We start from the raw sequence: 20,337 nt of genomic DNA, 5'->3' as shown, positions 1-20,337 counted from the left end.
AAATAAATTGCATTCGTTTTCTCAAGTGGGTATACTAGTATAGTTGAATGAAAAATTCTGAAAATTTAAGAATAGAAAAGAGAACAAATCTTATGGCAAAAGATATTCGTGTCTTACTTTACTACCTCTATACTCCAATTGAAAATGCAGAGCAATTTGCGGCAGACCACTTGGCTTTCTGTAAATCAATCGGTCTCAAAGGCCGTATCTTAGTCGCTGACGAGGGAATCAACGGAACCGTTTCAGGTGACTATGAAACAACACAAAAATACATGGACTACGTTCACAGCCTCCCAGGAATGGAAGACCTCTGGTTTAAGATTGACGAAGAAAATGAACAAGCCTTCAAGAAGATGTTTGTTCGCTACAAGAAAGAAATTGTTCACCTTGGTTTAGAAGACAATGACTTTGACAACGACATCAACCCACTTGAAACAACGGGTGCTTACTTGTCTCCAAAAGAGTTCAAAGAAGCCCTTCTTGACGAAGATACAGTGGTTCTTGACACACGTAACGATTATGAGTACGATCTAGGACATTTCCGCGGTGCCATCCGTCCAGACATCCGCAACTTCCGTGAGTTGCCACAATGGGTTCGTGACAACAAGGAAAAATTCATGGACAAGCGTGTCGTGGTTTACTGTACAGGTGGCGTTCGCTGTGAGAAATTCTCAGGCTGGATGGTTCGTGAAGGCTACAAAGATGTCGCCCAATTGCACGGAGGAATCGCAACCTACGGTAAAGACCCAGAAGTCCAAGGCGAGCTTTGGGATGGGAAAATGTACGTCTTTGACGAGCGTATCGCAGTTGATGTCAACCATGTTAACCCAACCATCGTAGGGAAAGACTGGTTTGATGGAACACCATGTGAACGTTATGTCAACTGTGGAAATCCCTTCTGTAACCGTCGTATCTTGACATCAGAAGAAAACGAAGACAAGTACCTTCGTGGATGCTCACACGAGTGCCGTGTTCACCCACGCAACCGCTATGTTTCAGAAAATGAATTGACACAAGCAGAAGTTGTGGAGCGCTTAGCTGCTATCGGTGAAAGCTTGGATCAGGTCGCTTCAGTATAAAGCAAACAGCCTTCAGGGGCTGTTTTTCTATGCTTTTTATCTAAAAATCTAAAGTTTGTTTCTGTATCTTTCAGGAAAATAGGTTATACTGTGTGTAAACGATTTCAAAGGAGGTCAGTTATGGCGAAAACATTTTTTATCCCAAATAAAGAAAGCATTCTAGGACAACAGGAGGTTTTGACTGCCAAGTCTATCTTAGCCTTGGTAGAGGGCTTGGAGTCACACAGTTATGATGCGGTCTATCTCCGTCAGCCCCTCAATCGTCTCGAATACATGGAGTGTGGGATTGTAGGTCAGTCGCAATTTCTCTTTAAAGTGAACTATGCGGATAGTCGAAAAGGTTATCAAGTGGTGATTCCAGACTTCCTTACCAGAGCGGACTGGGAGATTGTAGAGACTCTTCTACAGGCCCTATCTGGCAAGTTGGGGGAAGCGGTAGAAGGGTTTGACTTTGAAGCTTATTTCCGACAAACGGTCAAGCATTATCTAGCTGACAAAGCAACGCGTCTAGTCTATTGCCAAGGGCTCTTGTCCCCTATCTATCTCAATAAGGAATACCTCGAGAGCTTTTTAGCTGAGGATGGATTGGCACGTTTTGAAGAGCTGGTCAATAAGGTTCAAGGATCTGATGCCTACCTTGCCAGTGTGAAATTTTACCCAGACGCCCAAGGCAAGGTGCACGGTATCTATCACCTAGCCCAGGGAGTCAAGACGATTTTGCCAAAGGAACCCTTTGTACCAGTGCCTTATACCGAGCAGCTGGCAGGCAAGGAGCTTGTTTGGGAGATTGACCTAGTGAAGATTTCTGGTGATGGCTCAAAAGCAGAAGACTACGAATCCATCGCTCGCTTGGATTACGCAAAATTCCTAGAGTCACTACCAACAGCATTTTACCAGCAACTAGATGCTAATCAATTAGAAGTACAATCCATCCTAGGACAAGATTTTGAAGGATTGGCAACCATCGAATAGACACTGTCCAAAAAAGAGTAAGCATAAAAATCCCTGTCATTAATGAATGGCAGGGATTTTGGTTAAAAGAATGTCAGGATGCGAAGGTAGTCCACTGTCAGGGCTAACTCTGCAATGAGGAAGGGTAAGAGAATAGCGCCATCAAGTAAGACAGCTAGCAGGAATCGATAAAATGGGTCGAGGCTACTGGTCTTACTTGGCTTGCTAATCACAAAGAGATTGCCAAGGGCAAAGATGGCCATGCTTAGAAGAGTGAGGATGCCAGCAAATCGCAAGCCACCAAAGAGTGCAAAGAAACTTGCTAGAGCTGTTAGGACAAGTGGGATAGCAAAGAGTCTGCTGTAACGATCAAAGGCTTCTTGGAATGTAAAGTCGCTCTCCTGGTCCAGTACACGTCGGACAGTAAAGCCTCCCAAAATGATGGAAAAGTAAAATAGAGCGCTAGCGACCAGAATCGAAAGCCCAGCAAAGAGATCTAAAGGTGGGAGCTGATTAGGAGAACCATTAGCAATAGAAATCATATAGCCATAGTAGAGGCGCTTGATATGATAGATACTAAAGAAAAGGTTAATCGAGGACAGAAGAGTGAGCAGGGCAAAGACACTGTAACGATGCTTTTGATCTGTAGTCTTGCTAGCAGTTGGTTCTTGGATAGCATCCAGTAGCCAAGTCCAAAATAGTGCGATTTCTTTTTTTAATCGGGCAGTTTTACGAGGGTCAATATCTGGGATATAGGGGCTCTCTAAAGCTTTGCTGAGGATGCTTTTCTCTTTTACAGAGTTTTCTTGGTTGCGTTCCTCTTCAGCTTTCCCTTCTCCCTCTTCCTCGGTTTGGGTTTCCTCAATCATTTCGGGAGCTTCCTCCTCATGCGTTTCCAACTCTTTAGGTGAGACAGGTGTTTCTTCGTTTGCTTGTGGTTCGGTCTCCACAGTTTCCGAAATCTCTGGCTCGTTGGGCTGGTTTTCCGATTTCGTCTGAGCTGATTTCTTCTCAAGATCGGCACTTTCAAACCATTCTTGTGTCATGGTGGAACCTCCTTTTTTATGGTCGTTTTCTATTTTTAGATTAGCAGATGAAAGCGTTTTTGTCAATGGTTTCTAGATGGAGCAGAGTGCTCCTCTTTAGGTAGGTAGATATCCTGGTTGGCTTTTGCAATGAGTAAATCCTTGATATCTGCTTTTTCGGTTTTATAAGGGTTGGCAAGTACATTCTCTTTTTGTCCACGATGTTCTTCTTTGGGTTGACGATAGATACCACCATGCTGAGAAGAAATTTCTAGATTGATACGGTCGGTCTCTTTCTGGGAGAGAATGAGTTGTAGAGTTGAATAAGCCTCTAGCTCGACCTTGCCGTGAACTTGGATATTTTCAGCATAGATGTGTGCTCCCTCCGTCTTGACCTGACTATCTGTCAATTCGGCATCAAAGATATTGATGATATGAGGTGCCGTCAGTGAACTGTTCTTGATAGAACTTTCTGTTAGTCTTAAGAGATAGCCTTTTGTTTTGATTGTCGCATTTTCAAGATTGGCTTGACGAATATTGGTTTGTCCACGATTGGCTGAGACGGTGATAGCTTGTAGCTTTCTTCCTTTAGGTAGGGAGAGAACGACTTCGTCAAAACGATTAGAATAGTTGCTAGCGATACGAAGTAGGCCTTCGATTCCTGAGCCGAGAAAACGATGTTGGGAGGCTTGTTTGTCAGTGACGCTCAGTGTTTTGTCACTCATGCCAGTAGTCAAATCGTGACGGCCAGATACTGACGGATGATAGCTGATGTGGATCTTGTCATCTACAGACTCTGTGATGGTCAGGCTATGTTCTTCAAGGGCTAGATCAAGTTTTTCCACTTCATTTCCAAAGGTCACTTCTTCGGTACGATTGTCATAGATGGGGTCTTTTGACATGGCAAGCAAACTTTGAATACCATTGGACTGGGCGCCTACAATAATCATGATAAAACCAAGGATTGTAGAAACCACACCAAAGATGAGAAATCCTTTCGTCAATTTACGCATGTCTGTCACCTCTCTTTCCTTTTTTAAGAATCCATTGCACCAAGCGGACGATTAGGAGGCCAAAGAAACGAGCTACATAGGAGATGCCTAATAGAACAAGAGAAGAAGCACCGATAGCAAGCAAACCGGCCCCAAAAATCAAGATAAAGGCAGATTTGGCTTCGACCAGAACACTAAAGCTCTCTATGATAAAGAGTCCACCTAGCAGGATACCCGTCACCGAAACAGCGAAAAAGGCTAGAATGACGGAGACAGCTGCGATAAAAATACCGATGATGGCCATGAGGATGCCGATCCCAACCGGAATTCCGATAGGAGCTACTAGCAGGGCCAAGAGGGCAATGTGTAGCAGTTGGCGGTCATTCTTTTGAGCAGGGGCTTCATTGACTTTCTTGTCGAGAAGATCAGAAAGGATATCATGGGCAGCTTCTTTTGGAGTTCCCAGACTGGCAATGAGTTCCTCTTCGCCCTCTGAACCCGCATCGTCAAATAGTTCCTTAAAGTAGTCCATGGCTTCGATGCGGTCAGCTTCAGGTAGTTTATGGAGATAGGTTTCTAACTGAGTCAGATAGTCAGTTCTTGTCATGGCGGATACTCCCTTCTATGATGCCGTTGACGGTGTCGGTATAGAGCGTCCACTCTTCCTTTAGAGTAACGAGCTGCTCTACACCCCGATTGGTCAAGGAATAGTATTTGCGCATACGCCCCTGAAACTCTCTAGAGTAGGTGGTCAGAAAGCCACTGGCTTCCAATTTTTTGAGAATGGGATAGAGCGTGGATTCTTTGATATTGGCGATGAGTTTAATGGTTTGGCTAATCTCATAACCATAAGAATCCCCCTGCTCCAGTACAGCCAAGATGAGAAACTCAATCAAGGCAGAGGATGTTGGGAAGTACATGGGAAACCTCCTTTATATTATATAAAAATTTTATATATACTCTTTTCAAATATATTGTATCTCAAGTTAAAAGCCCTGTCAAGAAATATGTGTAAAAATTTTATATATAAAAAACTCCTAGTAAAAACTAGAAGTTTAGAGAATGTTGTCAGACTTTATCTAAATTTTATCGTAGATTTTTTATACTTAATTTCCTTATCTAAAAGTTTTAATAAGGGAGTCACGTACTCAGGATTTGGAAACTTAGGACCGAAAATGACTTCCCCGATTTGAATTGAATTTTTTCGTTCTACATAAAGTTTACCTACCCCAGAAGTTTTGTCAATTTTGATTTCCTTATTGCTAGGATCTAGGTTCGCATAGCGTAAGATACGAAGTTCGTTTTCATATTTGTAATCAACAGATTTAAATAAGTAGCGAATTTCTTCTATACATTCAGCAATAGCATTTTGATAGTTCTCCTCCGTAATTTTTGAACCGATATCTAGTTTTTCTTTTAAACTATTCAACAATTTTTCTAATTCTTCTATTTCGGACTTACCAAATAGTTCGGTTTGTTCAAGTTCTATATCTTCACCTATATTTTTAACATAGGCAATTCGGTAGAGATAATCACGATTCCCTTTTGAATCACTATCTTTTTCTACAGAATTCAGTTCAGTTCCTTCATCATTAACAGTATCGACTGAATTTTCACTTTCACTCCGAAAGATAGATTTTTCAAAACCAATATTTAATTCAGATTTCAGTAAATACATCTTATCAGAGAATTCTAAAAAGTTTTTTTCTCGACGCCAAGAAACATCATTGAAAGATGAAAATCTAGAAAAGTCATCCTCCCGAAGTACAAGACAAACACCTTTGGCATCATCACCATACTGGGACCACATAGCTAGATCATCTGTTTTATTAGTAAAACTCATTAAAAACCATGAGCTTGGCTCCAAAGCATCTCGTCTATCTAAGCCCAATATCTTTTCTATAATGATACCTTCCTCAGGATCATTCATATAATTCGCATTATTCAAACGAGTTTTTCCAACTATAGAAAAGCTTGATTCCTCCTTCTGATCCAATAAACTTTGAAGAACGCTCCCTTTAGTGTAATGGCCGAACTTAAGATTTTTATTTTTATCTTCATTTTTCAATCCAAGTTGGTATTTGATTTTTTGAACATACTGGTAAATAGACAGTAAGTTTTTTAGTTCATTCGAGTCCTCTTTATAACGCTTTGCCCACGTTTGTAAAATAGCATATTTAGTATTATTTAAAAGACCTTCTCTTAGGATAAAGTTGAATAGCTTGTACTCCTCGCTGTCACAAACATTATCATTACTAAAAAATAAATCATCAAAATTTTGTATCATAAATTCGGAAAATTTATCATAAAGTGTTTTGATTGTTTCTATTGTTTGAAGACGTTCACTTAACTCTGTTTGGTGTTCAAATAAGCTCGCTAAGAACATAGCATATATAAAAGCAATCTCTTCAGATTCTTGGAAGCGTTCATGTTTATGCAATCCCTTTAATTTCTTAGCAGTAGTCACCAGTTCATTCAACTCAGTCTGCTTGGTTGATAAATTGAACAAAGTCATAGCATACATTTCTGCTATATCATGCGATTCAGGGAATTGTTGCTGCAAGACCTGTAAGTTCTCAGCAGTAGCCGCCCGCTCTTTCAACTCAGGCTGCTTGTCTGATAAATTAGCCAAAATCCTGGCAAATGCCTCTGCTATATCATGCGATTCAGGGAATTTTTGCAGTAATTTCTCTAATTTTTTGACAGTAGCTTCGATTTCTTTCAGCCCAATTTGCTTGATTGATAAATTGACCAAAATCACGGCATAACGTAAAGCAATTTCTTCAGACTGATTGAACTGCTCAAAAATTTGTTTGACTGAATTCACAGTCTTGCCTAGTTCTTCTACATTTACTTGTTCAACTGACAAATTGAACAAAATCCTAGCAAATGCTTCTGCTATATCATGTGAATCCTGGAATTGTTGCTGTAATTTCTCTAGTTTTTTAGCAGTAGTCATCCGTTCCTTCAACACAGTCTGCTTGGTTGATAAATTGACCAAAATCCAAGCATACCGCAACGCAATGTCTTCTGATTCAGGGTATTGTTCATAAATTATTCTTGCCTTTTCTGCTAGAGCTTCACAGGAAGACCTATCTGTCTCCTCGGCTGATAAGTCAACGAGTTTATCTAACTTTACTTTACTTAGATACCAATTGTATTTCTGTTCATCCATTCTATGCACCTCGTTTAAAATAGTAGCTATCTTATAAACTAATTTATTTTTCGTATGACAATTAGTTTCTATACATCTTATTATATCAAAAACGCCATTTTTCTGCTAACAGATCGAGGGTGCTTTTGTTGATAGAAGCACCAAAAAAGCCAGACAGAGTCTAGCTTTGCATTGCTTATATCTGAGAAGTATTTTAGAAAAATTAAAGTATCTTATCAGCCCGATCCACCATAAAGAGCGAGACGGTCATGATGATATCAACAGCTAGAAGGGCAAGGACAGCTGGGATCCAAGATTGGAAAAGTTCAAAACTGTAACCAAACAAGGTAGGTCCAAAAGCAGCTAAGATATATCCACCTGTTTGCGCTAGTCCTGATAGCTGAGCTGTCTTTTCAGGAGAACTGGTTTTAAGAGAGAAGCAAACCATGAGGTAGGGGAAGAGGGCGCTGCAGGCCGTTCCGATCAAGAGGTGGACGACTAACCAGTAGAGGAAGCTGCTACTTGGATACAAGAGCATGGCAATTCCTGTCATCCCAGCGATAGAGATAATTGCCAGCATGATTCGACGGCGACCATCTGATAGACGAGTCGTCAGACTTGGAACAGTCATTGAAAAAGGAATGCTGATCAGTGAGAAAATAGAAGCAAGAAGAGCCGCATCCTTATTAGAAAGACCAGCACCAATGGCAATCGTTGGCAACCAGGTCATACTTGTATAAAAGAGCAAGGACTGAAGCCCGCCAAAGATAATGATAGCCCAAACATCTTTACTTTTTAGAATATTCTCTTTGACTTGCTTTTCTTTTTGGCTTTCTAGGTGGTGGTTGTGGCGATGATTTGGCAACCAGACTAGCAGAGTGACCAGACAGAGAAAGCTGAGAACGAGGATGAGGCCCTTCCAAGAACTAGCTTGGGTGATAGGGACGGATAGATAAGAAGCGATGGCTGTCGAAATTCCCATGGCAGTGACATAGAGAGTTGTTAGGAAACTAATCTTTTGAGGCTGATTTGCCTGGATCATACTTGGGAGGAGTACATTGAAGATCGCGATGCTTGCTCCGATGATTAGAGTTCCTAGATAGAGAAGGGGCAGATTGAAGATCCGAATGACAGAGCCAATAGTTAAGAGAAGGAGACAGTAAGTAAAGAGATGTTCCAACCCGATTTTTTGTGCCAAGCGGCTTGCAAAAGCAGAGAAAAGAGCAAACATCAAGAGAGGGAGACTGGTTAAAATCCCAAGAGAGCTAACCTCAACTCCTAGTCCCTGAGCGATATCTCCTAAAATGGTTGGAAGAGCAGTAAAAGGAGAGCGTAAAACAGTCCCGATTAAGACAATTCCTAGAACAAAAAAGAGTGATTGTTTTTTCATAAAAACCTCGATAAGATGATTTTAATAACAGCTTATTTTAAGGTTTTTTCCTTATAATGTCAAGTAATGACAGCCAAGACAGTTCAATCAATGGAAGTGAAAATAGAGTGAAAGGGGACGGATTTCTTTACCAGAATTTTTCTTGATTTGAGATAAAAATAGGAAACTAGGAAATTTTGTGATAAAATAGTGGAAGGAAATCTATAAATTGGAGAAAAACTGTGTCTGAAAAGCAAAAAATCAGCGTCTTGATGTCGGTCTATGTAAAGGAAAATCCGACATTTTTGAGAGATGCTATCAAGAGTATTCAAAACCAGACCTTGAAACCAAGTGAGCTTGTTCTTGTTGAGGACGGGCCGCTCACGCCCGAACTCTATCAGGTGCTAGATGAAGTGGAAGCGCAGTCAGAGATTCCAGTTAAGCGTTGCCCCTTGGAAGAAAATCAAGGTTTAGGTTTGGCTCTTCGATACGGTGTTTTACAGTGTCAGTACGATATCATCGCTCGTATGGATACAGATGATATAGCGGTAGCTGACCGCTTTGAAAAGCAAGTCCAACTAATGGAAGAGAAAAATCTGGATCTCTTAGGTGGGCATATTGCAGAATTTATTGACAATCCTGACGAGATTGTTTCTTACCGTCGTGTCCCAACTCAGCACGCAGACATTGTGGCTTATCAGAGAATGAGAAGCGCCTTCAACCACATGACAGTCATGTTCAAAAAGGACATGGTCCTCAAGGCGGGCAACTACGAAGACGGACTTTATATGGAGGATGACCTCCTTTGGCTCAATATGATTGCTGCAGGTGCCAAGACTGGGAACCTAGATCAAATCTTGTGTAAGGTTCGTGTCGGTGCAGGGATGTTTGAGCGTCGAGGTGGCTTGCGTTACCTCAAACTCTATCGCCAGGCTCGTCAGCGCATGCTTGAAAGAGGGCAAATTTCTTACATGGAATATGCGAAAAGCATTGCCATTCAGGCGATTGCGGCACTTTGTCCAGGCTTTGTACGTCAGTTTATTTTTGTGAAATTATTAAGAAAAAATAAATAGTATTGTAAAAGATAAAATAGCCAAAAAATGTTATAATGACGGTATATTTGTTTGCATTCTTTTAAGAAAGAGTAAATTCCTATGAATAAAAAACTAACAGATTATGTGATTGATCTGGTTGAAATTTTAAATAAACAGCAAAAGCAGGTGTTCTGGGGTGTATTTGATATTATTAGTATGGTGGTTTCCATCATCGTGTCTTACATTCTCTTTTATGGCTTGATTAACCCAGCGCCTGTGGACTATGTTATCTATACTGGTTTGGCTTTCCTCTTCTATCAAATTATGATTGGATTTTGGGGGCTCAATGCGAGTATTAGTCGCTATAGTAAAATCACAGATTTCTTAAAAATCTTTTTTGGTGTAACCGTCAGCAGCATTGTCTCTTACGGACTCTGCTACGCTTTTCTTCCTCTATTTTCTATCCGGTTCATCATACTCTTTATCTTATTGAGTACCTTCCTGATCTTACTCCCTCGTATCACTTGGCAGTTGATTTATTCTAAGCGCAAGCAGGGAAGTGGGGAGGGCGAACACCGCCGTACCTTCTTGATCGGTGCTGGTGATGGTGGGGCCCTCTTTATGAACAGCTACCAACACCCAACTAGTGACCTTGAGTTAGTGGGAATTTTGGATAATGATGAGAAGAAAAAGGGACAAAAACTAGGTGGAATTTCCGTTTTGGGTTCTTATGATAATCTGCCTGAATTGGCCAAACGTCACCAAATCGAGCGTGTCATCGTAGCCATCCCTTCGCTTGACCCGTCAGAGTACGAACGTATCCTGCAGATGTGTAATAAACTCGGTATCAAATGTTACAAGATGCCCAAGGTTGAGACAGTTGTTCAGGGGCTTCACCAACCAGGTAGTGGTTTCCAGAAAATTGACATCACAGACCTTTTGGGCCGTCAAGAAATTCGTCTTGACGAATCGCGTCTTGGTGCAGAGCTTACAGGTAAGACTATCTTGGTGACAGGAGCAGGTGGTTCGATTGGTTCGGAGATTTGTCGTCAAGTCAGTCGCTTCAATCCTGAACGCGTGATTTTGCTTGGACATGGCGAAAATTCCATCTACCTCGTTTATCATGAATTGATCCGTACATTCCAAGGGATTGATTATGTTCCTGTTATTGCAGATATTCAGGACTATGACCGTCTCTTGCAGGTATTTGAACAGTACAAACCAGCCATTGTCTACCATGCTGCCGCTCACAAGCACGTTCCGATGATGGAGCGCAATCCAAAAGAAGCCTTCAAGAACAATATCCTCGGAACCTACAATGTTGCCAAGGCTGTTGATGCAGCCAAAGTACCTAAGATGGTCATGATTTCGACTGACAAGGCGGTCAATCCACCGAATGTTATGGGCGCAACCAAGCGTGTGGCAGAGTTGATTGTCACTGGCTTTAACCAACGTAGCAAATCGACCTACTGTGCAGTCCGTTTTGGGAATGTTCTCGGTAGCCGTGGTAGCGTGATTCCTGTCTTTGAACGCCAGATTGCTGAAGGTGGCCCTGTAACGGTCACAGACTTCCGCATGACACGTTACTTCATGACTATTCCAGAGGCTAGCCGTCTAGTAATCCATGCTGGCGCTTATGCCAAGGACGGAGAAGTCTTTATCCTCGATATGGGCAAACCAGTCAAGATCTATGATTTGGCTAAGAAAATGGTGCTTCTAAGCGGGCACACGGAAAGTGAAATTCCAATCGTTGAGGTCGGTATCCGCCCGGGTGAAAAACTCTATGAAGAACTCTTGGTTTCGACCGAATTGGTTGATAACCAAGTCATGGACAAGATTTTCGTTGGTAAGGTAAATGTCATGCCACTAGAAGCCATCAATCAGAAAATTGAGGAGTTCCGTTCACTCAGTGGAGATGAGCTTAAAGAAGCGATCATTTCCTTTGCAAATGAAACAACCCATATTGAGTAATAGTGACTCATACAATTAAATATAAATCAAAGACCAAGGTTTTGTATAGACAGAACCTTGGTCTTTTTACTCTGTAGTTTGAAGATATTAGCTTGTTATAGCTGACTGATGATATCATCGATTGTACGGGCAATCCAGTCAGGTTGATAGCTGAGCAAATCAGCCTCTTCTCCAAATCCCCAAGTAACAGCGAACTTTTTGATGCTAGTTTCTTGGGCTCCAATCATATCAAACTTGGTATCTCCGATGATAAGGACTTGGTCTGCAGGGAGTTGATGCGTTTGCAAGGCAAAACGGATGACATCCGCCTTGTGTGGCGTTTCCGGACTAGAGCCGTAAATGCCATCAAAGAAATGATGGATTCCCAGATTTTTAGTCATATCATGAGCAGTAGGAGTATTCTTTGTTGTAGTGATGTAGAGAGGGTAGTTTTGTGAAAGTTCTTGGAGTAATTCCGTTATTCGGGGGAAGAGTTGGGCTTCGTGGATCCCTTTTTTCTTGTAGTAAGAACGGTATATCTGCACAGCCTCTGAGATTTGTTCCTTGGGAAGGCATGTTGCAAAACTAGTTTCAAGCGGTGGACCCATGAAACCACGAATGGTTTTAGCATCAGGAGTCGGAACTCCCAGTTGTTCAAAGGTATGAGTAAAGGAATTGTGGATCCCGATGGAACTGTCAACCAGAGTTCCGTCTAGATCGAAAAAGATGGCTGAGATTGATGACATAGTTTCTCCTATTAGATAAGGTTATTCTCCGAAGATTTCTTTTTGTAGGCGACGACCAGTAGGGGTGGCTGCGAGTCCACCCTCAGCTGTTTCACGAAAGGCAGTTGGGAGGCTGGAACCGACTTGGTACATGGCATCGATGACTTCGTCAACAGGGATCTTAGACTCAATACCTGCCAAGGCCATATCTGCCGCGATAAAGGCAAAGCTAGCCCCCAGGGCATTTCGTTTGACACAAGGAACTTCAACCAAACCAGCGACGGGGTCACAGATGAGACCTAGCATATTTTTAATGACAAAAGCGATGGCTTGGCTAGCCTGATAGGGGGTTCCACCTGCAGCCAAGGTCAAGGCTGCGGCACTCATGGCAGAGGCAGAGCCAACTTCGGCCTGGCAGCCACCTTCAGCGCCTGAGATAGAAGCGTTGTTTGCGATAACCAATCCAAAGGCACCCGCAGCAAAGAGGAAATCCAGCTGTTCTTCGTGGCTGAGGTCAAGTTTTTGAATAGCTGCAGTAAGAACGGCAGGCAGACAGCCAGCACTTCCTGCGGTTGGAGTGGCGCAGACCAAACCCATTTTAGCGTTGTGTTCGTTGACCGCGATGGCATTACGGGCTGCTGATAGGATGGTAAAGTCAGACAAGGCCTTGCCACTTTTGAGATGGCGATCTAGCTTGGCTGCATCGCCACCCGTTAGGCCACTGCGGGATTTGTTTTCACTAAGGCCGAGCTCGACAGAGGCTTTCATGACTTCTAGATTGCGCTCCATGAGGAGGAGAACTTCTGTACGTTCCCGACCAGTTAGTTGATATTCTGTCGCAATCATGAGTTCGGCGACATTCCCTTGGAAGTCTAGATCTGCCTGCTCGACCAATTCTTTGATAGAATAAAACATGTTTCCTCCTACTTAAAGAAATTGACATTATGGAGATGAGGGATTTTTCGGATTTCTTCAATCGCCTCTTCGCAACTTCGACTATCGACTTCGATGATCATGATGGCTTTTTCTCCAGCTTTTTCTCGAGTCACATTCATCTGAGCGATGTTGATATCGAAACGAGAGAGGGCTTCAGTAACATGGGCAATCATACCTGGAACATCCTGATGCACGATGATGATGGTCGGTGTGTTCATGTTAAGAGAGACAGCAAAGCCGTTAAGCTCCGTGACCTGGATATTTCCCCCACCAATGGAAATTCCTGTCACACTGATGGATTTGTGTTCATTCTTCACAGTAATTTTCGTGGTGTTAGGGTGAGGCGCGTTGCTGTCTTTCTGAATGGTCCAGACAATCTTGATACCACGTTTATGGGCAATCTCAAGGCTATTTGGAATATCGGGATCGTCCGTATCCATACCTAATATACCAGCGACGAGAGCAAGGTCTGTCCCATGACCACGGTAGGTCTTAGCAAATGAATTAAATAGTTGGAATTCCACCTCTGTCGGTCTATCACCAAAGATAGAAGACACGATTTTTCCGATACGAACAGCCCCAGCTGTATGACTACTTGATGGGCCAATCATGACAGGACCGATGATATCAAAGACAGATTGAAAACGAAGTGAGTGCATCTGTTTCCCCTTACAAAGATTCTTGTTTCTATTATATCAAAGAATGAAGTTCTGTGCTTATTTCCCTTATAAAACTGAGAAAATGGATAAAAATAGTATAAAATCTTGTCTTTTATGACAAAAATATCAATGTTTCAGTAAATATAAAATATTTTTGTAATATTTCTACACGAAACCGTCAAGAAACGGTAATATTCACACGGTATGATAGAAACATAGTAAAAAGGAGAATTTTTAGAAATGACATTAACAACTAAACAAATTAAATCAACTCTTGCAGGAGCAGCAACTTTCCTTGCTTTCCTTGCACCATCACTTGCTTTTGCAGATGAAACAATCACTTATACAGTTAAACCAGGTGACACTCTTTCAGAAATCGCTGAGAAGTACAACACCACTGTTGAAAAATTGGCAGAAAAAAACAAGATAGAGGATATTCATCTGATCTTTGTGGATCAAGTTTTGGTCATCGAAGGGACAACTCCAGCTGCGACAACTTATGAAGCCCCAGCTGCAACAGGAGAAACAATCGAAGAGACTACGACTTACGAAGAAATAACTGAAACAACAACTTACGAAGCGCCAGCTGCTACAACAAGCACTTCTTATGAAGAAGAAAGCTATACAGATTCAACTGTAAGTGGATCTGAAGCAGAAGCCAAAGAATGGATCGCCCAAAAAGAATCAGGTGGTAGCTACACAGCTACAAACGGACGTTACATCGGACGTTACCAATTGACAGATTCATACTTGAACGGTGACTACTCAGCTGAAAACCAAGAACGCGTAGCAGACGCCTACGTTGCAGGACGCTACGGTTCATGGGCAGCTGCTAAGAACTTCTGGCTTAACAACGGTTGGTATTAAGAATAAAAGAGTCCTTTAGGGCTCTTTTTTTGTTTCTCTAGAACAAAAAGTGTAACGATCTTCTCAGCAATGCTCTCTTTGTATAATTCCAACGGAACTCTTCAAATTGTTTTAAAATTCAAATAGTATAAATAAGCTTATTATATGTAAAAATATATCATATAATAAGAATTTTTTTGACTAAAATGAAATAAAATTTAGTTTTGGCTTGACAAATGTTTTTAAGAAGTGTATTATTTATACAATTTAAAAGTATAAAAATAAGAGGAGGTTTTCTATGAATAAAGTAAAGAAGGTGCTGATGGCGATGTTTAGTTTGCTTATGTTTCCCTTATTGTTTGCTTGTAGTAACAGTCAGTCCCAAGGTGTTGAAGCCATTAAGGCTAAAGGAAAATTGGTGGTGGCCCTAAATCCAGAGTTTGCTCCATTTGAATATCAGAAATTGGTCGATGGGAAAAATCAGATTGTAGGTTCAGATGTTGAGCTAGCCAAAGCCATCGCAAAGGAACTAGGTGTGGAAGTGGAGTTCTCTCCAATGAGTTTTGACAATGTACTGGCTAGTCTTGATTCAGGCAAGGCCGATCTTGCCATATCAGGTGTTTCTAAAACGGAAGAGAGAAGTCAAGTTTACGATTTTTCAATTCCCTACTACACTTCGAAAAATAAGGTTATCGTAAGAAAATCTGAATTAACGAATTACCAATCAGTCAAGGATTTGGCTCAGAAAAAGGTTGGAGCGCAGAAAGGTTCGATACAGGAGACTTTGGTCAAAGAAACCTTGCAGAATTCTTCTCTCGTTTCACTTCCTAAAAATGGAAATTTGATAACAGATTTGAAATCTGGGCAACTGGATGCGGTTATCTTTGAAGAGCCAGTGGCGAAAGGATATGTAGAGAATAATCCAGACCTAGTCATCGCTGAGTTTGATGTTGACAATGACAAAGAAGATTCTTACGCTGTTGCGATGAAAAAAGACAGTAAAGAATTAAAAGAGGCGGTTGATAAAACCATCCAGAAGTTGAAGGATTCTGAGGAATTGGACAAATTGATTGACGCTGCTTTTAAAGCCTCTATCGAAAAATAGAAAGAAGGAAGAGAAATGAGTAAGGAGAAAGTTATTTTAGCCTATTCAGGTGGATTGGATACATCAGTTGCGATTACATGGTTAAAAAAAGACTATGATGTGATTGCTGTTTGTATGGATGTGGGTGAAGGAAAAGATTTGGAGTTCATCCACGATAAAGCTCTCAAGGTTGGGGCTGTAGAGTCTTATGTCATTGATGTTAAGAAAGAATTTGCTAATGACTATGTTTTAGTGGCCCTTCAGGCTCATGCCTACTATGAACAAAAGTATCCCTTGGTATCTGCTCTGAGTCGCCCTCTTATTTCAAAAAAACTAGTTGAAATAGCTCATCAGACAGGGGCAACCGCAATTGCCCATGGTTGTACAGGTAAGGGAAACGACCAAGTTCGGTTTGAAGTCTCTATTGCAGCTTTGGATCCCAATTTAAAGGTAGTTGCGCCTGTTCGTGAGTGGAAATGGTCACGTGAAGAAGAAATCCAATATGCAAAAGAAAACGGCGTCCCAGTTCCTGCTGACCTTGACAATCCTTACTCTGTCGATCAAAATCTTTGGGGACGTGCAAATGAATGTGGTGTCTTGGAAAATCCTTGGAACCAAGCGCCAGAAGAAGCATTTGGAATCACATCTTCTCCAGAAGAGGCACCAGACAGTCCAGAATTTATTGACATTGAGTTTAGTTGCGGGGTGCCTATCTCCCTTAATGGAGAGAAGATGAAAGTGGCGGATTTGATTCAAAAGCTAAATGAAATTGCGGGCAAACACGGTGTCGGTCGTATTGACCACGTGGAAAATCGCCTAGTCGGTATTAAGTCAAGAGAGATTTATGAGTGCCCAGGTGCTGTGACTTTATTGGTAGCTCATAAGGAGATTGAGGACTTGACTCTTGTGAGAGAAGTGGCTCATTTCAAACCTATTATCGAAAATGAGTTGTCCAATCTCATCTATAATGCCTTGTGGTTTAGCCCAGCAACTCAGGCTTTGATTGCCTATATCAAGGAGACACAGAAAGTTGTCAATGGAACTGCAAAAGTTAAACTCTATAAGGGGAACGCCCAGGTAGTGGCTCGGAAATCACCAAATTCTCTTTACGATGAAAATTTGGCGACTTATACCAGTGCGGATACCTTTGACCAAGATGCGGCTGTTGGATTTATCAAGCTTTGGGGGCTTCCGACTAAAGTTTATTCAGAAGTTCAGAAAAATGTCGAGTAGTGACGCGATAGAAAGGGACATACAGGATATGCCGAAAAATACAAAATTATGGGGTGGTCGATTTGAAGGCGCTGTGGAAGAGTGGGTAGAACAGTTCGGTGCAAGTATTTCCTTTGACCACCAGCTGGCAAAATTTGATTTGATGGGTTCCTTAGCTCATGTTCAAATGCTAGGACAGACTGGCATTTTGAGTTTGGAAGAGGCAGAGCAGATCCAAGATGGTCTGAAAGCTTTGTTGCGAGATTTAGAGGCAGGAGAGCTTCATTTTGATATTGCAAATGAAGATATTCATATGAATATGGAAGTGTTGCTGACAGAAAAAATCGGTCCTCTGGCTGGGAAACTACACACGGCTCGTTCTCGGAATGACCAAGTCGCAACGGATATGCACTTATATCTAAAGGAGCAGCTTGGCCATGTCTTGGATAAGTTGGCGAATCTGAACAGTGTTTTGCTGGATTTGGCTGAAAAACATGTGGAAACCATCATGCCAGGCTATACCCATTTACAACACGCCCAACCGATTAGTTTTGCCCACCATCTCATGGCTTATTACAATATGTTTCAAAGGGACAGCGAACGTTTTGCATTTAACCTAAAACATACGGACCTATCTCCCCTGGGTGCGGCTGCATTGGCGGGAACAACTTTTCCAATCGATCGTCAATTATCGAGTGATTTATTGGGCTTCCAAGAACCCTATACCAATTCCTTGGATGCCGTGAGTGACCGTGATTTTATCTTAGAATTCCTGTCAAATGCCAGCATTTTGATGATGCATATGAGTCGTTTTTGTGAAGAAATCATCAATTGGTGCAGTTTTGAGTATCAGTACATTAGCTTGTCTGATAGCTTTTCAACAGGTTCATCTATCATGCCCCAGAAGAAAAATCCTGATATGGCGGAATTGATTCGAGGGAAGTCAGGACGGGTTTACGGGCACTTGCTTGGACTATTGACCGTCATGAAATCTTTGCCTCTGGCTTATAATAAGGATTTGCAAGAGGACAAGGAAGGCATGTTTGATACAGTAGAAACGATTTTGAATTCTCTGGATGTGTTGGCAGGTATGCTATCGAGCATGCAGGTTAATAAGGCCAAAATGCAGCAATCTACAGAGAATGATTTTTCGAATGCGACCGAACTGGCAGATTATTTGGCTGAAAAAGGCCTCCCTTTTAGAGAAGCGCATGAAATTGTAGGGAAATTGGTTCTAGACTCTATCAAGCATGGTAAAAATATCCAAGATTGGGATTTGAAGGAGTTGCAAGTCTACCATCCCTTGATTGAAGAGGATATTTATATCTACTTGCGTCCGGAAACCGCTGTTCAGAGGAGAAATTCCTTAGGAGGAACCGGCTTTGAGCAAGTGAAATACCAGATAGAACAAGCGAAGAAAGAACTTGAAGGGGAAAATTGATTCGTTTGCAAAGTAAGAAAGAGAGGCTGAGATGATTTATCAGCCTCTTTCTTGTCTTCTCCAACCAAGCGTGTTATAATGAATACTGCTCAAGCGACCTTCAATCGTGAAGCACACACGACCTTCAATCGTGAATAAACGAATAGATGGGAGACTTACCATGAGTGATAACTCTAAAACACGTGTTGTCGTGGGGATGAGTGGTGGTGTCGATTCGTCAGTGACGGCTCTCTTGCTCAAGGAGCAGGGCTACGATGTGATCGGTATCTTCATGAAGAACTGGGATGACACAGACGAAAACGGCGTCTGTACGGCGACCGAAGATTACAAGGATGTGGCTGCGGTGGCAGACCAGATCGGCATACCTTACTACTCTGTCAATTTTGAAAAAGAGTACTGGGACCGCGTTTTTGAGTATTTCCTAGCGGAATACCGTGCAGGACGGACGCCAAATCCAGACGTTATGTGTAACAAGGAAATCAAGTTCAAGGCCTTTTTGGACTATGCCATGACCTTGGGGGCAGACTATGTAGCGACGGGGCATTATGCTCGAGTGGCGCGTGATGAGGATGGCATTGTTCACATGCTTCGTGGCGTGGACAATGGGAAGGACCAGACCTATTTCCTCAGCCAGCTTTCGCAAGAACAACTCCAAAAAACTATGTTCCCACTGGGGCATTTGGAAAAGCCTGAAGTACGAAAACTAGCAGAAGAAGCAGGCCTTGCGACTGCCAAGAAGAAAGATTCGACAGGGATTTGTTTTATCGGAGAAAAGAACTTTAAAAACTTTCTCAGTAACTACCTGCCAGCTCAGCCTGGTCGTATGATGACCATGGATGGTCGTGATATGGGCGAGCATGCCGGCCTCATGTACTATACGATTGGTCAGCGTGGTGGTCTCGGTATCGGTGGGCAACACGGCGGTGACAATGCACCGTGGTTCGTTGTCGGAAAAGATTTGAGCCAAAATCTCCTCTATGTAGGCCAAGGTTTCTACCATGATTCGCTCATGTCAACTAGCCTAGAGGCCAGTCAAGTTCATTTTACTCGTGACATGCCAGAGGAATTTACACTAGAATGTACAGCTAAATTCCGCTACCGTCAGCCTGATTCTAAGGTGACAGTACATGTCAAAGGAGACAAGGCAGAGGTCATCTTTGCAGAGCCACAGCGCGCTATCACACCAGGACAGGCAGTTGTCTTTTACGACGGTGATGAGTGTCTAGGTGGTGGATTGATTGACAATGCTTATCGAGATGGACAAGTTTGTCAGTACATTTAGATTGACAAATTTTCTCAATTTGCTACAATAATAAAAGCAATAGAAATGATGGTCAAAGCTCATGGATGTTGCAGGCTTTTTTGTCCTGCACTCCTTACGAGTTTTGACTGTTTTTGTGTCGTTTAAGGGAAAGGACAAAAATGACTCAACAAGACTTTCGGACAAAAGTGGGAAATACGGTTTTTGGCGTTCGGGCGACAGCCTTGATTCTCCAAAATGGCAAGCTCCTAGTCACCAAAGATAAGGGTAAGTATTACACTATTGGCGGTGCGATTCAAGTCAATGAAAAAACAGAAGAGGCGGTAGTCCGTGAAGTGAGGGAAGAACTGGGTGTCAAAGCTCAAGCTGAACAGCTAGCTTTTGTGGTTGAAAATCGTTTTGAACAAGACGGTGTTTCCTATCACAACATCGAGTTTCATTATCTGGTGAACTTGCTTGAGGATGCACCATTGACCATGCAGGAAGATGAGAAAAGGCAGCCCTGTGAGTGGATTGACTTGGATAAGCTCCAGAATATCCAGCTAGTTCCAGCCTTTTTAAAAACAGCCCTTCCAGATTGGGACGGCCAACTAAGACACATTCATCTTGAGGAATAGGA

General features: G+C 42.1%; 19 protein-coding genes. 10 read left to right on the top strand and 9 right to left on the bottom strand.

The window, feature by feature from the left end; all coding sequences use genetic code 11:
* The first annotated feature begins 92 nt into the window (after positions 1-92).
* Both D8803_RS01245 and D8803_RS01240 read left to right on the top strand, forming a co-directional pair.
* Positions 93-1,079 (top strand): rhodanese-related sulfurtransferase, encoded by a 987-nt coding sequence (locus D8803_RS01245; protein WP_131200010.1) that lies wholly within the window; start codon positions 93-95, stop codon positions 1,077-1,079.
* Positions 1,080-1,199: 120 nt separating this feature from the next.
* Complete coding sequence (locus D8803_RS01240; RefSeq protein WP_131200009.1) at positions 1,200-2,051, top strand: DUF4299 family protein; 852 nt, start codon at positions 1,200-1,202, stop codon at positions 2,049-2,051.
* 62 nt (positions 2,052-2,113) lie between these two features.
* On the opposite strand, the gene D8803_RS01235 is transcribed toward D8803_RS01240, so the two are convergent.
* From D8803_RS01235 to D8803_RS01210, 6 genes are all read right to left on the bottom strand, one after another.
* Positions 2,114-3,076, bottom strand: coding sequence for a DUF6574 domain-containing protein (locus D8803_RS01235; RefSeq protein ID WP_131200008.1), 963 nt, complete (start codon positions 3,074-3,076; stop codon positions 2,114-2,116).
* 62 nt (positions 3,077-3,138) lie between these two features.
* Positions 3,139-4,068, bottom strand: a complete 930-nt coding sequence (locus D8803_RS01230) for a DUF4097 family beta strand repeat-containing protein (RefSeq protein WP_131200007.1) — start codon at positions 4,066-4,068, stop codon at positions 3,139-3,141.
* Positions 4,061-4,654, bottom strand: coding sequence for a DUF1700 domain-containing protein (locus D8803_RS01225; RefSeq protein ID WP_131200006.1), 594 nt, complete (start codon positions 4,652-4,654; stop codon positions 4,061-4,063). The genes D8803_RS01230 and D8803_RS01225 overlap by 8 nt, the downstream gene beginning before the upstream one ends.
* A complete protein-coding gene (locus D8803_RS01220; protein ID WP_000273860.1) occupies positions 4,641-4,967 on the bottom strand; it encodes a PadR family transcriptional regulator in 327 nt (108 codons plus the stop codon). The genes D8803_RS01225 and D8803_RS01220 overlap by 14 nt, the downstream gene beginning before the upstream one ends.
* A 155-nt stretch (positions 4,968-5,122) precedes the next feature.
* Positions 5,123-7,222, bottom strand: a complete 2,100-nt coding sequence (locus D8803_RS09770) for a DUF2971 domain-containing protein (RefSeq protein ID WP_223805008.1) — start codon at positions 7,220-7,222, stop codon at positions 5,123-5,125.
* Positions 7,223-7,424: 202 nt separating this feature from the next.
* Complete coding sequence (locus D8803_RS01210) at positions 7,425-8,591, bottom strand: CynX/NimT family MFS transporter (protein ID WP_131200005.1); 1,167 nt, start codon at positions 8,589-8,591, stop codon at positions 7,425-7,427.
* Positions 8,592-8,812: 221 nt separating this feature from the next.
* Between D8803_RS01210 and D8803_RS01205 the strand changes: the two genes are divergently transcribed.
* Together D8803_RS01205 and D8803_RS01200 are read left to right on the top strand one after the other, a co-directional pair.
* Entirely contained in the window at positions 8,813-9,643 is an 831-nt protein-coding gene (locus tag D8803_RS01205) for a glycosyltransferase (protein ID WP_131200004.1), read from the top strand.
* An 81-nt stretch (positions 9,644-9,724) separates the two neighbouring features.
* Positions 9,725-11,575 (top strand): nucleoside-diphosphate sugar epimerase/dehydratase, encoded by a 1,851-nt coding sequence (locus D8803_RS01200; protein WP_001035730.1) that lies wholly within the window; start codon positions 9,725-9,727, stop codon positions 11,573-11,575.
* Between the two features lie 95 nt (positions 11,576-11,670).
* Here D8803_RS01200 and D8803_RS01195 read toward each other — a convergent pair whose 3' ends face one another.
* Genes D8803_RS01195 through sdaAB form a run of 3 tightly spaced genes read right to left on the bottom strand, consistent with a single transcriptional unit; the run spans position 11,671 to position 13,874 of the window.
* Positions 11,671-12,300: an HAD hydrolase-like protein gene (locus tag D8803_RS01195; RefSeq protein ID WP_131200003.1), complete on the bottom strand. Its 630-nt coding sequence runs from the start codon at positions 12,298-12,300 to the stop codon at positions 11,671-11,673.
* Positions 12,301-12,321: 21 nt separating this feature from the next.
* The gene (sdaAA, locus tag D8803_RS01190) at positions 12,322-13,194 is read right to left on the bottom strand and encodes an L-serine ammonia-lyase, iron-sulfur-dependent, subunit alpha (RefSeq protein WP_131200002.1); all 873 of its coding nucleotides are present in this window, start codon (positions 13,192-13,194) and stop codon (positions 12,322-12,324) included.
* An 8-nt stretch (positions 13,195-13,202) separates the two neighbouring features.
* Positions 13,203-13,874 carry an L-serine ammonia-lyase, iron-sulfur-dependent subunit beta gene (gene sdaAB / locus D8803_RS01185; RefSeq protein ID WP_038804696.1) on the bottom strand — a complete coding sequence of 224 codons (672 nt, stop codon included), beginning with the start codon at positions 13,872-13,874 and terminating at the stop codon, positions 13,203-13,205.
* Between the two features lie 240 nt (positions 13,875-14,114).
* Here sdaAB and D8803_RS01180 point away from each other — a divergent pair, with 240 nt between their 5' ends.
* The 6 genes from D8803_RS01180 to D8803_RS01155 all read left to right on the top strand — a co-directional run bounded on the left by D8803_RS01180 (position 14,115) and on the right by D8803_RS01155 (position 20,335).
* Positions 14,115-14,741: a LysM peptidoglycan-binding domain-containing protein gene (locus D8803_RS01180; RefSeq protein WP_131200001.1), complete on the top strand. Its 627-nt coding sequence runs from the start codon at positions 14,115-14,117 to the stop codon at positions 14,739-14,741.
* Positions 14,742-15,018: 277 nt separating this feature from the next.
* Entirely contained in the window at positions 15,019-15,825 is an 807-nt protein-coding gene (locus D8803_RS01175) for an ABC transporter substrate-binding protein (RefSeq protein ID WP_131200000.1), read from the top strand.
* A 15-nt stretch (positions 15,826-15,840) separates the two neighbouring features.
* The gene (locus D8803_RS01170; RefSeq protein WP_131199999.1) at positions 15,841-17,037 is read left to right on the top strand and encodes an argininosuccinate synthase; all 1,197 of its coding nucleotides are present in this window, start codon (positions 15,841-15,843) and stop codon (positions 17,035-17,037) included.
* A gap of 28 nt (positions 17,038-17,065) precedes the next feature.
* Positions 17,066-18,457 carry an argininosuccinate lyase gene (gene argH / locus D8803_RS01165; RefSeq protein WP_131199998.1) on the top strand — a complete coding sequence of 464 codons (1,392 nt, stop codon included), beginning with the start codon at positions 17,066-17,068 and terminating at the stop codon, positions 18,455-18,457.
* A 160-nt stretch (positions 18,458-18,617) separates the two neighbouring features.
* Positions 18,618-19,739 (top strand): tRNA 2-thiouridine(34) synthase MnmA, encoded by a 1,122-nt coding sequence (gene mnmA / locus D8803_RS01160; protein WP_131199997.1) that lies wholly within the window; start codon positions 18,618-18,620, stop codon positions 19,737-19,739.
* Positions 19,740-19,879: 140 nt separating this feature from the next.
* Positions 19,880-20,335 carry an NUDIX hydrolase gene (locus D8803_RS01155; protein WP_190316782.1) on the top strand — a complete coding sequence of 152 codons (456 nt, stop codon included), beginning with the start codon at positions 19,880-19,882 and terminating at the stop codon, positions 20,333-20,335.
* Positions 20,336-20,337: the final 2 nt, after the last annotated feature.

It is taken from the genome of Streptococcus oralis (genome assembly GCF_003943385.1).
Lineage (GTDB): Bacteria > Bacillota > Bacilli > Lactobacillales > Streptococcaceae > Streptococcus > Streptococcus oralis_CA.
The sequence above is the reverse complement of the archived record's forward strand: the minus strand, read 5'-3'. Positions and strand labels throughout refer to the sequence as shown.

Coding starts and splice junctions, on each gene's coding strand:
- D8803_RS01245 (WP_131200010.1), top strand. CDS start 93: ATGGCAAAAGATATTCGTGTCTTACTTTACTACCTCTATACTCCAATT.
- D8803_RS01240 (WP_131200009.1), top strand. CDS start 1,200: ATGGCGAAAACATTTTTTATCCCAAATAAAGAAAGCATTCTAGGACAA.
- D8803_RS01235 (WP_131200008.1), bottom strand. CDS start 3,076: ATGACACAAGAATGGTTTGAAAGTGCCGATCTTGAGAAGAAATCAGCT.
- D8803_RS01230 (WP_131200007.1), bottom strand. CDS start 4,068: ATGCGTAAATTGACGAAAGGATTTCTCATCTTTGGTGTGGTTTCTACA.
- D8803_RS01225 (WP_131200006.1), bottom strand. CDS start 4,654: ATGACAAGAACTGACTATCTGACTCAGTTAGAAACCTATCTCCATAAA.
- D8803_RS01220 (WP_000273860.1), bottom strand. CDS start 4,967: ATGTACTTCCCAACATCCTCTGCCTTGATTGAGTTTCTCATCTTGGCT.
- D8803_RS09770 (WP_223805008.1), bottom strand. CDS start 7,222: ATGGATGAACAGAAATACAATTGGTATCTAAGTAAAGTAAAGTTAGAT.
- D8803_RS01210 (WP_131200005.1), bottom strand. CDS start 8,591: ATGAAAAAACAATCACTCTTTTTTGTTCTAGGAATTGTCTTAATCGGG.
- D8803_RS01200 (WP_001035730.1), top strand. CDS start 9,725: ATGAATAAAAAACTAACAGATTATGTGATTGATCTGGTTGAAATTTTA.
- D8803_RS01195 (WP_131200003.1), bottom strand. CDS start 12,300: ATGTCATCAATCTCAGCCATCTTTTTCGATCTAGACGGAACTCTGGTT.
- sdaAA (WP_131200002.1), bottom strand. CDS start 13,194: ATGTTTTATTCTATCAAAGAATTGGTCGAGCAGGCAGATCTAGACTTC.
- sdaAB (WP_038804696.1), bottom strand. CDS start 13,874: ATGCACTCACTTCGTTTTCAATCTGTCTTTGATATCATCGGTCCTGTC.
- D8803_RS01180 (WP_131200001.1), top strand. CDS start 14,115: ATGACATTAACAACTAAACAAATTAAATCAACTCTTGCAGGAGCAGCA.
- D8803_RS01175 (WP_131200000.1), top strand. CDS start 15,019: ATGAATAAAGTAAAGAAGGTGCTGATGGCGATGTTTAGTTTGCTTATG.
- D8803_RS01170 (WP_131199999.1), top strand. CDS start 15,841: ATGAGTAAGGAGAAAGTTATTTTAGCCTATTCAGGTGGATTGGATACA.
- argH (WP_131199998.1), top strand. CDS start 17,066: ATGCCGAAAAATACAAAATTATGGGGTGGTCGATTTGAAGGCGCTGTG.
- mnmA (WP_131199997.1), top strand. CDS start 18,618: ATGAGTGATAACTCTAAAACACGTGTTGTCGTGGGGATGAGTGGTGGT.
- D8803_RS01155 (WP_190316782.1), top strand. CDS start 19,880: ATGACTCAACAAGACTTTCGGACAAAAGTGGGAAATACGGTTTTTGGC.